General features: G+C 73.5%; 10 protein-coding genes. 7 read left to right on the forward strand and 3 right to left on the reverse strand.

Features of this window, described 5'->3' with window-relative positions; all coding sequences use genetic code 11:
- Positions 1–28: 28 nt before the first annotated feature.
- Positions 29–376, reverse strand: coding sequence for an SCP2 sterol-binding domain-containing protein (locus tag CP968_RS25605; protein ID WP_150522124.1), 348 nt, complete (start codon positions 374–376; stop codon positions 29–31).
- Between the two features lie 64 nt (positions 377–440).
- Here CP968_RS25605 and CP968_RS25610 point away from each other — a divergent pair, with 64 nt between their 5' ends.
- The 6 genes from CP968_RS25610 (at position 441) to CP968_RS25635 (ending at position 6,929) form a co-directional block, all read left to right on the forward strand.
- The gene (locus tag CP968_RS25610) at positions 441–743 is read left to right on the forward strand and encodes a hypothetical protein (protein ID WP_150520238.1); all 303 of its coding nucleotides are present in this window, start codon (positions 441–443) and stop codon (positions 741–743) included.
- A 7-nt stretch (positions 744–750) separates the two neighbouring features.
- On the forward strand, positions 751–1,566 hold the full coding sequence (locus tag CP968_RS25615; RefSeq protein WP_150520239.1) for a TlyA family RNA methyltransferase: 816 nt from the start codon (positions 751–753) through the stop codon (positions 1,564–1,566).
- Between the two features lie 29 nt (positions 1,567–1,595).
- Positions 1,596–2,498 (forward strand): NAD kinase, encoded by a 903-nt coding sequence (locus tag CP968_RS25620; protein ID WP_150520240.1) that lies wholly within the window; start codon positions 1,596–1,598, stop codon positions 2,496–2,498.
- A gap of 115 nt (positions 2,499–2,613) precedes the next feature.
- On the forward strand, positions 2,614–4,341 hold the full coding sequence (gene recN / locus CP968_RS25625) for a DNA repair protein RecN (protein ID WP_189829242.1): 1,728 nt from the start codon (positions 2,614–2,616) through the stop codon (positions 4,339–4,341).
- 350 nt (positions 4,342–4,691) lie between these two features.
- Positions 4,692–5,804, forward strand: a complete 1,113-nt coding sequence (locus tag CP968_RS25630; RefSeq protein WP_229886965.1) for a glycosyltransferase family 4 protein — start codon at positions 4,692–4,694, stop codon at positions 5,802–5,804.
- Positions 5,805–5,837: 33 nt separating this feature from the next.
- Positions 5,838–6,929, forward strand: a complete 1,092-nt coding sequence (locus CP968_RS25635; RefSeq protein WP_150517909.1) for an IS630 family transposase — start codon at positions 5,838–5,840, stop codon at positions 6,927–6,929.
- 106 nt (positions 6,930–7,035) lie between these two features.
- Here the strand turns inward: CP968_RS25635 and CP968_RS25640 are convergent, their stop codons facing one another.
- Both CP968_RS25640 and CP968_RS25645 read right to left on the reverse strand, forming a co-directional pair.
- On the reverse strand, positions 7,036–8,655 hold the full coding sequence (locus tag CP968_RS25640) for a PucR family transcriptional regulator (protein WP_150520243.1): 1,620 nt from the start codon (positions 8,653–8,655) through the stop codon (positions 7,036–7,038).
- Positions 8,656–8,840: 185 nt separating this feature from the next.
- The gene (locus CP968_RS25645; protein WP_167536946.1) at positions 8,841–10,652 is read right to left on the reverse strand and encodes a glycoside hydrolase family 15 protein; all 1,812 of its coding nucleotides are present in this window, start codon (positions 10,650–10,652) and stop codon (positions 8,841–8,843) included.
- Between the two features lie 454 nt (positions 10,653–11,106).
- Here CP968_RS25645 and CP968_RS25650 point away from each other — a divergent pair, with 454 nt between their 5' ends.
- Positions 11,107–12,759 carry a CTP synthase gene (locus tag CP968_RS25650; RefSeq protein WP_150520245.1) on the forward strand — a complete coding sequence of 551 codons (1,653 nt, stop codon included), beginning with the start codon at positions 11,107–11,109 and terminating at the stop codon, positions 12,757–12,759.
- The last annotated feature ends 6 nt before the right edge of the window (positions 12,760–12,765 follow it).

Consider the following 12,765-nt stretch of genomic DNA (forward strand, 5'->3'; position numbering starts at 1 on the left):
CTCACGGGAGCGGGCGGATCAGAGCGGATCAGAGCAGGCTCTTGAGCCGCAGCAGGTCGCGGAAGCCGGCCTCCAGCCGGACCCGGCCGGAGGCCCACGCCTTGGCGAACTTCAACTCGCCCGCGACCAGGGCCACCAGGTCGTCGCCGGTCATCGCGAGCCGGATCTCGGCCTTGGCGGCGGGCGGCCCGGGGGCGAGCGCGTCCACCCTGATCCGGCCGCCGTCGAGGCGGCCGGTGAACGTCCGGTCCAGGTCGGTGATGTGGCAGCTCAGGGAGCGGTCGAGCGCGGCCGCGCCGCGCGCGTCGCCGTCGGCCTTCGCGAGGTTGCCGGAGAGGTGGTCGAGTGCTTCGCGGCACTCCTCGATCGTAGCCATCGTGATCACGACCGTACCGCAGAGCCGTGCGTGGTCACGGGGGGCTTCGGGGTAGCGTCTGGGCATGACCGACGAACCGGCCGGAGCCGCCCCACCCGCCACCGGGCCGGCGGAGGCCGCCGAGGCCCGCTCGGCCGCCGGGCCCGAAGCGGTGGGAGCGCCCGCCGGACCCGTGGCGCTCGGTGTCGTGCGCACCCCCAGCGGGCACCCCGGGGTGGACGCGCACCTGGCGGGGCTGGCGGCCGCGGACCACCTCACGGCGGACGGACACCTCGCGGTGTACGAGGATGTACACCAGGGGCTGCGCGAGGCGCTGAGCGCGCTGGACGCACCGCCCGCCCCGGGTCCGCACGACAACAGGAGCTGAACCGAACGTGGCAGGAGTGGCACGCCGCCGCCTGGACGCCGAACTGGTACGCCGCAGCATGGCCCGCTCGCGCGAGCACGCGGCTCAGCTGATCGCCGCGGGCCGGGTGACCGTCGGCGGCACCACCGCGACCAAGGCCGCGACCCAGGTGGAGACCAGCGCGGCCCTGGTGGTCCGCACGGACGACAGCGACCCCGACTACGTCTCCCGCGGCGGCCACAAGCTCGCCGGCGCGCTGGCCGCGTTCCGGCCGCTGGGGCTGCGGGTCGAGGGCCGCCGCGCGCTGGACGCGGGCGCCTCCACCGGAGGGTTCACCGACGTGCTGCTGCGGGCCGGCGTCGCCCACGTGATGGCCGTGGACGTCGGCTACGGCCAGCTCGCCTGGTCGCTGCAGAGCGACGACCGGGTCACCGTCAAGGACCGGACGAACGTGCGCGAGCTGACGGTCGAGCAGATCGACGGCATCCCCGCGGACCTCGTCGTCGGCGACCTGTCCTTCATCTCCATCGGCCTGGTGCTGCCGGCCCTCGTGCGGTGCACGGCGCCGGACGCGGACCTGGTGCTGATGGTCAAGCCGCAGTTCGAGGTCGGCAAGGACCGGCTCGGGAGCGGCGGTGTGGTGCGCAGCACGGAGCTGCGCGCCGAGGCGGTGCGGGGCGTGGCCGCGCAGGCCGCGAAGCTGGGGCTGGGCGTGCTCGGGGTCACCGCGAGTCCGCTGCCCGGGCCCTCCGGCAACGTCGAGTACTTTCTCTGGCTGCGGGCGGGGGCACCGGCCCTCGACCCGGCGGATGTCGACCGTGCAGTGGCGGAGGGGCCGCAGTGACAGATTCAGCAGCTTCAGGGGCTTCAGGGGTGTCGGGCGCGGGACGGACCGTCTTCCTGCTCGCGCACACCGGGCGGCCGGCGGCCATCCGCAGTGCCGAGCTGGTCGTACAGGGCCTGCTGCGGTGCGGGCTGGGCGTACGGGTCCTGCAGGACGAGGCGGTGGACCTGCCGCTGCCGCGCGAGGTGGAGCTGGTGGCCGAGTGCACCCCGGAGGTGCTGGAGGGCTGCGAGCTGCTGATCGTGCTCGGCGGGGACGGGACCCTGCTGCGGGGCGCGGAGTTCGCGCGCGGCTCGGGGGTGCCGATGCTGGGCGTCAACCTGGGGCGGGTCGGGTTCCTCGCGGAGGCCGAGCGGGACGACCTGGACCAGGTCGTGGACCGGGTGGTGACGCGGGACTACGAGGTCGAGGAGCGGATGACCCTCGACGTGACCGTGCACACCAACGGCGACGTGGTCCACCGGGACTGGGCGCTCAACGAGGCCGCGATCCAGAAGATGTCGCCGGAGCGGATCCTGGAGGTGGTCCTGGAGATCGACGGGCGTCCGGTCTCCGGCTTCGGCTGCGACGGGATCGTCTGCGCCACGCCGACGGGATCGACCGCGTACGCCTTCTCGGCCGGCGGGCCGGTGGTCTGGCCGGAGGTGGAGGCACTCCTGATGGTGCCGATCAGCGCGCACGCGCTGTTCGCGAAGCCGCTGGTGACCTCGCCGGACTCGGTCCTGGCGGTCGAGGTGCAGACCGGGACCCCGCACGGGGTGCTGTGGTGCGACGGGCGGCGGATGCTGGAGCTGCCGGCCGGGGCGCGCGTGGAGGTCCGGCGCGGAACGGTCCCGGTGCGGCTCGCGCGGCTGCACCACGCCTCGTTCACGGACCGGCTCGTGGCGAAGTTCGCGCTGCCGGTATCGGGCTGGCGCGGGGCGCCCCACTGACCCCGCGGGAGACCTCCGGCGCGCCCTCTTTTCGTACATCGGTTCGAAAGACTCCGGCGGGTGACGTCACATGGCACCGGTGAAACCTCGGTATCGTCGTCCCGTGCTTGAGGAGATGCGGATACGGTCGCTCGGAGTCATCGACGACGCGGTGGTCGAGCTGTCGCCCGGTTTCACCGCGGTGACCGGCGAGACCGGCGCGGGCAAGACCATGGTCGTCACCAGCCTCGGCCTGCTGCTCGGCGGGCGCGCCGACCCCGCCCTGGTGCGGATCGGGGCCAAGGCGGCGGTGGTCGAAGGCCGTCTCGTCATGCGCCCCGACGCCCCCGCCGCCCTGCGCGCCGAGGAGGCCGGGGCGGAGCTCGACGACGGCGCCCTGCTGATCAGCCGGACCGTCTCCGCCGAGGGACGCTCGCGCGCCCACGTCGGCGGCCGGTCCGTCCCCGTCGGCCTGCTCGGCGAACTCGCGGACGACCTCGTCGCCGTCCACGGCCAGACCGACCAGCAGGGCCTGCTGCGCCCCGCCCGGCAGCGCCAGGCCCTCGACCGGTACGCCGGCGGGGCCGTGGCCGTCCCGCTGGAGAAGTACGCGTCCGCCTACCGGCGGCTGCGCTCCGTCGCCGTGGAACTGGACACCCTCACCACCCGGGCCCGGGAGCGGGCCCAGGAGGCGGACCTGCTCCGCTTCGGCCTGGAGGAGATCGCGGCCGTGGAGCCGCTGCCCGGCGAGGACGTCGAGCTGGCCGCCGAGGCGGAACGGCTCGGCCACGCCGAATCGCTGGCCTCCGCGGCCCAGGTGGCGCACGCCGCCCTCGCGGGCAACCCCGAGGACCTGGAGGTCGTCGACGCCAACACGCTCGTCGCGGGCGCCCACCGCTCCCTGGAGTCCGTACGCGCCCACGACCCGGCGCTCGGCGCCCTCGCCGAACGGATCGGCGAGCTGGGCATCCTGCTGGCCGACGTCGCCGGCGAGCTCGCCGGGTACGCCGACGACCTCGACGCCGACCCGCTGCGGCTGGCCGCGGTGGAGGAGCGCCGGGCGGCGCTGACCCAGCTCACCCGCAAGTACGGAGCCGCCGACGCCACCGTGGAATCCGTACTGGCCTGGGCCGAAGAAGGCTCCGCACGGCTGCTGGAGCTCGACGGGGACGACGAGCGGATCGCCGAACTCACCGCCGAACGCGACGGGCTGCGCTCCGAACTGTCGCTGCTGGCACAGGCGCTGACCGACGCCCGGGTGGAGGCGGCCACCCTCTTCGCCTCCGCCGTCACGGAGGAACTCGCCTCGCTGGCCATGCCGCACGCCCGCGTCACCATCGACGTCCGGCAGACGGAGGACCCCGAAGGGGTCGAGGTCGGCGGCCGGGCCGTGGCCTACGGCGCGTCGGGCGCCGACGAGGTCGAGCTGCTGCTCGCCCCGCACCCCGGAGCGCCGCCGCGGCCGATCGCCAAGGGAGCCTCGGGCGGTGAACTCTCCCGGGTGATGCTCGCGGTGGAGGTCGTCTTCGCCGGCTCCGACCCCGTGCCCACCTACCTCTTCGACGAGGTCGACGCGGGCGTCGGCGGCAAGGCCGCCGTCGAGGTGGGCCGGCGGCTGGCCAAGCTCGCCCGGTCGGCGCAGGTCGTGGTCGTCACCCACCTCCCGCAGGTCGCCGCCTTCGCCGACCGGCAGCTGCTGGTCGAGAAGACGAACGACGGCTCGGTGACGCGCAGCGGCGTCACGGTCCTGGAGGGCGAGGCCCGCGTCCGCGAGCTGTCGCGGATGCTGGCGGGCCACGAGGACTCCGCCTCCGCGCGCGCCCACGCCGAGGAACTGCTGGCGGCGGCGCGCGCCGACGGCTGAACGGTGCCGTACGCGAGGGCCCGGCGCGGGGACGCGCCGGGCCCTCGCCACGTCCGGCGCAGCCGCGGCGACCGGGACGCGGAGCCCCGGCGACCGGTACCGCAGGGCAGCCCGGCGCGGGCCGCGGGGCCCCGCGCCCTGCCCCGCGGGCCCGCGGCGCGTTCCGCGGCAGCCTTCGCCGGGTGACCGCGGGGGCGCCGCGCCGACGCCCGCATAGCCCGTGTGGGTGAGCCTGAGGGGGGTCCGGCGAGATCTCGTACGGGATACGCACCCGTATGGTCCCGGAACGCGCGTACGGACTGGCATCCTGGGCGACGTCTCTGACTCCCCTCACCCTGGAGCTTCGGCCCGTGAGCAGCTCCCCGGTCACCTCCCCGGCCCCCGCACAGCCCTACGGGCGGCCCCCGCTGCGCACCGTCCACGTCCTCGGCGGGAGCGCGGGCGACGGCGGCTGCGCCCACGTCCGGTCGCTCGCCACCGGGCTCGCCGCGCGCGGGGTGCGGGTCACGGTCTGCGCGCCCGTGGCGGCCGAGGGCGAGTACGACTTCACCGGCGCGGGAGCCCGGTTCGAGCCCGACGCGGCCAGCGCGCTGCGGGCCGCCTGCGCCGGCGCGGACGTGGTCCACGCCCACGGCGTGCGGGCCGGGATGCGGGCCCTGCTGGCCCTGCGCGGGCGGCGGGTCCCGCTGGTGGTGAGCTGGCACGGCGACGGCCCGCCGGCCGCCGGCGCGCTCGGCCGGCTGGGCCGGCTGCTGGAGCGGCAGGTCGCCCGGGCCGCCGCGGTGGTCCTCGGGGCCTCCTCGGACCTGGTGGACCTCGCCCGGCTGCGCGGCGCCCGCGACGCGCGGCTCGCACCCGTGGCGATCCCGGCCGCCCCCGAGCCCGACGACCCCGGCAAGGCGCGCGCGGAACTCGGCGTCGTCGGCAGGCCCCTGCTGATCGCCGTCGGCGGCCTGGCACCGCACCGGGGCTACCCCGTCCTGCTCGACGCGGCCCGGGACTGGCGGGCGATGGACCCGCTGCCGCTGCTCGTGATCGCGGGGGAGGGGCCGCTGCGCGCGGAACTCTCCCGGCGGATCGAGGCCGAGGGCCTGCCCGTACGGCTGCTCGGCCACCGCCGGGACGCGGCGCAGCTGCTGGCCGCGGCGGACCTCGCCGTCCTGCCGGGCCGGGGCGAACCGCGCGCGCCCCTGGCCCAGGAGGCGCTGCGGGCCGGAGTGCCGCTGGTGGCCGCCGCCGTGGGCGGCGTACCGGAACTGGTGGGCGAGGGCGCGGCCCTGGTCCCGTACGGGGACGCGCCCGCCCTGTCCGGGACCGTGACGGCCCTGCTGGCGGACCCGGACCGGCGGGCGTCCCTCGCCGCCGCCGGACGCGCCCAGGCGGCGACCTGGCCGTCCGAGGACGACACCGTCGCCCAGGTCCTCTCGGTCTACGACGAACTGATGGAACGCCCGCGGCGCTAGTGACCTGAGTCTGAGGTTTGTCGTTGGTTCGGTATGAGTCGTCCGGGTCCGAAGATTCCGCCGTTGTCGGTCACTGATGCCCAGCGGGCTGTGTTGGAGGGTTGGTTGCGTCGTCGCTCGACGGCCCAGGCTTTGGCTCAGCGGTCGCGGATCGTGTTGGAGTGCGCGGGTGGGCACTCGGTCATGGAGGTGTCGCGGCGGCTGGGGATCGCTCCGGACACGGTCCGCACGTGGCGGCGGCGTTTCCTGGAGCACGGCCTGGACGGGCTGGGCGACGAGCCGCGTCCGGGTGTCCCGCGGAAGATCACCGACGCGGATGTCGAGCGGGTCATCGTCAAAACCCTGGAAGAGACGCCGAAGAACGCGACGCATTGGTCGACGAGGTCGATGGCCGCGGCAACCGGGATGTCCCAGTCGACGGTCTCGAGGATCTGGCGGGCGTTCGCGCTGGCCCCGCACCGGTCCCAAACGTTCAAACTGTCGACGGACCCGCTGTTCATCGACAAGGTCCGTGACGTGGTCGGTCTCTACCTCGACCCGCCGGAGAAGGCTTTGGTCCTCTGTGTGGACGAGAAGTCGCAGATCCAGGCCCTGGACCGGTCCCAGCCGGTCCTGCCCATGATGCCCGGCGTTCCCGAGCGCCGTAGTCACGACTACATCCGCGCCGGCACCACCACCCTCTTCGCGGCCCTGGAGGTCGCCACCGGCAAGGTCATCGGATCACTCCACCGCCGCCACCGGGCCGCCGAGTTCAAGAAGTTCCTGACCAAGGTCGACAAAGAGGTCCCGGCGGATCTTCAGGTCCATCTGATCCTCGACAACTACGCGACCCACAAGACGCCGGACATCAAGAAGTGGCTGCTGGCCCACCCGCGGTTCCACCTGCACTTCACACCCACCAGCGCGTCCTGGCTCAACCTGGTCGAGCGGTGGTTCGCCGAGCTCACACAAAAGAAGCTCAAGCGGGGAGTCCACCGCTCCGTCCAGGCCCTCGAACGCGACATCCGGGCCTGGCTGAGCGACTGGAACGACCAGCCCAGGCCCTTCGTCTGGACGAAGACAGCCGACGAAATCCTCGACAAAGTCGCCGCCTACTGCCACCGAATCTCTGACTCAGGTCACTAGGTCGTCTCTTTCGGATCGTGCCGGTTGAGCCCGCGTCGGTGCCGGGCGGCGCGGGTCAGGCAAGATCCGGAAGGGACGCCCCAGGCGTCCGCACGGCGGCGCCGGGTCAGGACGCGGTGTGGCGGCGGGCGCGCAGGGCCAGGCTCAGGGAGAGGACCGTCTCGGGGTCGTCCAGGTCGGTGCCCAGCAGGTCCGCGATGCGCGCCAGCCGGTTGTAGAGGGTCTGGCGGTTCAGGTGGAGCTCGCGGGCGGTCTCCGCCTTGCGGCCCGCGTGCGCCAGGTACGTCTCCAGGGTGGGCAGCAGCGGCGGCCGCGAGGCCACGTCGTGCGCACGCAGCGGGCCGATCGCGCGGTCCACGAAGGCGGCCAGGTCGGGGTGTTCGCGCAGCCGCCACAGCAGCAGGTCGATGTCCAGGCGGCGGGCGTCGTACCAGGGGCGGGCCGGCAGGCCGTGGGCGGCCGTGGCCGTCTCCGCCGCGTGGCGCAGGCCCGCCGAGGCGGCCGCCCAGCCGCCCGCGACGCCCACCACCACCGCCGGCGGCGAGGCCGCACGGTCCAGTCCCGCCCGCTCCACGCCCGCGCGCAGCGCGAGCGCGACCCGGTCCGCGACCGCCGTGCGCTCCGACTCCGCCCGCAGCGAGACCAGCAGCGGCACCCGGCCCTCGACCGGCCGCACCCCCAGCAGCACCGGGACGCCCACCGACGACAGCTCCTCCAGCACCGCGCGGGCCAGCACGGCCCAGTTGCCGGACGGGCCCAGCTCCGAGGAGAGCCGCATCACCACCGGCAGCAGCGGCCCGGCACCCGGCTTGAAGCCCAGGACGCGGGCCTGGGCGGGCGCGTCCTCCGCCGAGATGCGGCCCTCGGCCAGGTCCGTCAGGAAGTCGCCGCGCCCGCGCGCCGCCAGCTCGTCCTCCTGCCGCGCCTGCATGAGGACGACGGCCAGCACCCCGGCCGTGCGCTCCGCCGCCATCCGGTGCACCGGCAGCAGCGGGGCCGAGACCCCGGTCAGCACCACCCGGGCCCGGACCGAGCCCGTGCCGTGGCCGCCCCCCGGCACGTCGACCACCACCGTGTTCCCCGACGGCTCGGCCTCGCGCTGGCCCCGGAGCCCCTCCCAGACCTGGAGCGGGTCCGCGCCCGCGTCGTTGGCAGAGCCGCCCGCCGCGTACAGCAGCTGCCCGTCCGGGGTCTCCAGGAACACCGGGTTCCCGGTGAAGTCGGCCAGGATGCGCAGCACCTGGGGGATGCCGCCGCCGCCCAGCAGGGCCTCCGTACAGCGCCGGTGGACCTCCTCGGCCCGCTGGAGCAGCGCGTAGTGGCCGTTGACGATCTCGGTGTGGACCTCCTCCGTGACGGCGACGAAGGGCACCTCCCGGTGCAGCTGGACCAGCGGCAGGCCGGCCGTCCGCGCCGTCTCCACGATCGTCGCGGGCAGCCGGGTGAAGCGCGGGCCCAGTTCGACCACCAGCGCGGCGATGCCGCGGTCGGCGAGACGGCGTACGAAGGCCCGCTGCTCGGCGGGGCGGGTGCCGAGGCCGAGGCCGGTGGTCAGCAGCAGCTCGCCGCCCTTGAGCAGGGAGGCGATGTTGGGGACCTCGCCCGCGTGCACCCAGCGGACGGTCCGGCCCAGCCGGTCGGCGCAGGCCACCACCTCGGGAAGCCCGCTGCGCAGCCCCGGCAGCTCCAGTGCCCGCTGAACCGTGATTCCGCCCTGGTTGTCCATGCCGCCGGACGCTACCAGGGGGCCGGGCCGGGCCGGTGCCACAGCCGAAGCGGAGGGGATCGGCGGGAGCGGTCCTACGCCCCGGCCAGGCCCTGGTCCCGTCCGGGGGCGGCAAACGGAAGCGGGAGCGGAGCCCGTACGGCCCGCTCCCGCCCCGACGTCCCCGGAGGGGCGCTCCGGTCCGGCTACCCCCCGTACGCGCCGCTCGCGGTCAGCCGCAGGGCCGTGTCGATGAGCGGAACGTGGCTGAAGGCCTGCGGGAAGTTCCCGACCTGCCGCTGGAGCCGCGGGTCCCACTCCTCGGCGAGCAGTCCCAGGTCGTTGCGGAGCGCCAGCAGCCGCTCGAACAGCCGCCGGGCCTCGTCCACCCGTCCGATCATCGCCAGGTCGTCGGCCATCCAGAAGGAGCAGGCGAGGAAGGCGCCCTCGTCGCCCTCCAGACCGTCCACGCCGGCCTCGCCGCCCGTCGTGGGGTAGCGCAGGATGAAGCCGTCGGGCGTGGACAGCTCGCGCTGGATCGCCTCGATGGTGCCGATGACCCGCTTGTCGTCCGGCGGCAGGAAGCCCATCTGCGGGATGAGCAGCAGGGAGGCGTCGAGCTCCTTCGACCCGTAGGACTGGGTGAAGGTGTTGCGCTCCTTGTCGTAGCCCTTCTCGCAGACGTCCTGGTGGATCTCGTCGCGCAGCTCGCGCCACCGCTCCAGCGGTCCGTCCGCGTCGCCGCTCTCGATCAGCTTGATCGTGCGGTCCACGGCCACCCAGGCCATCACCTTCGAGTGCACGAAGTGGCGGCGCGGGCCGCGCACCTCCCAGATGCCCTCGTCGGGCTGGTCCCAGTGGGTCTCCAGGTAGCGGATCAGCTTGAGCTGGAGCAGGGAGGCGTAGTCGCTGCGGGCCAGCCCGGTCATGTGGCCCAGGTGCAGGGCCTCGGTGACCTCGCCGTACACGTCGAGCTGGAGCTGGCCGGCGGCGCCGTTGCCTACCCGGACCGGGGTGGAGCCCTCGTAGCCGGGCAGCCAGTCCAGTTCCGTCTCGCCGAGCTCGCGCTCGCCGGCGATCCCGTACATGATCTGCAGGTTCTCCGGGTCGCCGGCCACCGCGCGCAGCAGCCACTCGCGCCAGGCGCGGGCCTCCTCGCGGTAGCCGGTGCGCAGCAGCGAGGACAGGGTGATGGCGGCGTCGCGCAGCCAGGTGTAGCGGTAGTCCCAGTTCCGGACCCCGCCGATCTCCTCCGGGAGGGAGGTGGTCGGGGCGGCGACGATCCCGCCGGTGGGGCCGTAGGTGAGGGCCTTGAGGGTGATCAGGGAGCGGATCACCGCCTCCCGGTAGGGGCCGTGGTAGGTGCACTGCTCGACCCACTCGCGCCAGAACTCCGCGGTGGCCTCCAGGGCCTCCTCGGCGTCCGGGGTCTCCGGTGCGCCCTTGTGGGAGGGCTGCCAGCTGATGGCGAAGGCCACCCGGTCGCCCGGTCCGACGGTGAAGTCGGAGTAGGTCGTCAGGTCCTTGCCGTAGGTCTGGGCCTCGGTGTCCAGCCAGACCGAGTCGGGTCCGGCCACGGCCACCGTGCGCCCGTCGACCTTGTGGACCCAGGGCACGACCCGCCCGTAGCTGAAGCGCATGCGCAGGGCGGACCGCATCGGGACACGGCCGCTGACCCCCTCCACGATGCGGATCAGCTGAGGGGCGTGGTCCTCGCGGGGCGGCATGAAATCCACCACGCGGACGGTTCCCCGCGGGGTGTCCCACTCCGACTCCAGGACCAGCGAGTCACCGCGGTACCGGCGCCGGGTCGCCCGGGGGGCGTCCACGCCCGCCGGGAACGCCGGGCCGATCCGCCAGAAGCCGTGATCCTCGGTGCCGAGAATGCTCGCGAACACGGCATGGGAGTCGAAACGGGGCAGGCACAGCCAATCCACGGCCCCGTCCCGGCAGACCAACGCGGCGGTCTGCATGTCCCCGATCAGTGCGTAATCCTCGATGCGCCCGGACACGTGCATCTCCAGTCGAACGGCCACGTCCGCCCCGAAGGGCGCTTGCATTGCGCGGTTGCGCGGTCACCCGTGGGTGGGGGATCTCCGCGCTGAGCCCATGATTCCGCATACGGGCTCGGGTCGGCCGTCTGACGGACTGCCCGGCGGCGATGTTCGCAATATCCGAGCAGGATATGACGGCACCCTAGTGATCTCCCTAAGCCTGCGAAGAATGTGACTAGGCCAAACGGGTGAGCAGCCGATATGTCCGCCGACGCGGCTTCGGACACGGCCGCGGGACGTCGTCGGAGGCGGACCGGCCCGGGCGCTGATAGGCTGATACCCCGTGGACCGGTGGTCTGCCTGTGCGAACCAGGAGCCCCGAAACCGCAGCTTCGGCGCCCCCTGAGACCCTTCCGGATCGACGGAGGCCGGCGCCGGACGCACCTCACCTCGCGACCACGGGAGCCCCCTCTTGGCGATGCCGCCCAAATCCATGACGACCAAGCACATCTTCGTCACCGGGGGTGTCGCTTCGTCCCTCGGCAAGGGCCTGACGGCCTCCAGCCTGGGTGCGCTGCTGAAGGCTCGGGGCCTGCGGGTCACGATGCAGAAGCTCGACCCGTACCTGAACGTCGACCCGGGGACGATGAACCCGTTCCAGCACGGTGAGGTGTTCGTCACCAACGACGGCGCCGAGACCGACCTGGACATCGGCCACTACGAGCGGTTCCTGGACGTCGACCTCGACGGGTCGGCGAACGTGACGACCGGACAGGTGTATTCCACCGTCATCGCCAAGGAACGCCGCGGCGAGTACCTCGGCGACACCGTCCAGGTCATCCCGCACATCACCAACGAGATCAAGCACCGCATCCGCCGCATGGCGACCGCGGACGTCGACGTCGTCATCACCGAGGTCGGCGGGACCGTCGGCGACATCGAGTCCCTCCCGTTCCTGGAGACCGTCCGCCAGGTCCGCCACGAAGTCGGCCGCGACAACGTCTTCGTCGTCCACATCTCGCTGCTGCCCTACATCGGCCCCTCCGGCGAGCTGAAGACCAAGCCCACCCAGCACTCGGTCGCCGCCCTGCGCAACATCGGCATCCAGCCCGACGCGATCGTCCTGCGCGCCGACCGCGAGGTCCCCACCTCCATCAAACGCAAGATCTCCCTGATGTGCGACGTCGACGAAGCCGCCGTCGTCGCCGCGATCGACGCCAAGTCGATCTACGACATCCCCAAGGTCCTGCACACCGAAGGCCTCGACGCCTACGTCGTCCGCAAGCTCGACCTGCCCTTCCGCGACGTCAACTGGACCGTGTGGGAAGACCTCCTGGACCGCGTCCACAACCCCGACCACGAAGTCACCGTCGCCCTCGTCGGCAAGTACATCGACCTCCCCGACGCCTACCTGTCGGTCACCGAGGCCCTGCGCGCCGGCGGCTTCGCCAACCGCGCCCGCGTCCACGTCAAGTGGGTCACCTCCGACGACTGCAAGACCCCCGCCGGAGCCGCCACCGCCCTCGCCGACGCCGACGCGATCTGCGTCCCCGGCGGCTTCGGCGACCGCGGCGTCAACGGCAAGGTCGGCGCGATCACCTACGCCCGCGAGAACCGCGTCCCCCTCCTGGGACTCTGCCTCGGCCTGCAGTGCGTCGTCATCGAGGCCGCCCGCAACCTCGCCGGGATCACCGACGCCAACTCCACCGAGTTCGACGCCTCCACCCCCCACCCCGTCATCTCCACCATGGAAGAACAACTCGCCTTCGTCGAAGGCGCCGGCGACCTCGGCGGCACCATGCGCCTGGGCATGTACCCCGCCAAACTCGCCGAGGGCTCCCTGGTCCGCGAGGCCTACGGAGACCAGCCCTACGTCGACGAACGCCACCGCCACCGCTACGAGGTCAACAACGCCTACCGCAGCGAACTCGAACAGAAGGCCGGCCTCGTCTTCTCCGGCACCTCCCCCGACAACACACTCGTCGAATACGTCGAATACCCCCGCGACGTCCACCCCTACCTCGTCGCCACCCAGGCCCACCCCGAACTCCGCTCCCGCCCCACCCGCCCCCACCCCCTCTTCACCGGCCTCGTCAAGGCGGCGGTGGAGCGGCAGCAGTCCGCGAAGTGAGAGCCT

The organism is Streptomyces subrutilus (assembly GCF_008704535.1).
Lineage (GTDB): Bacteria > Actinomycetota > Actinomycetes > Streptomycetales > Streptomycetaceae > Streptomyces > Streptomyces subrutilus.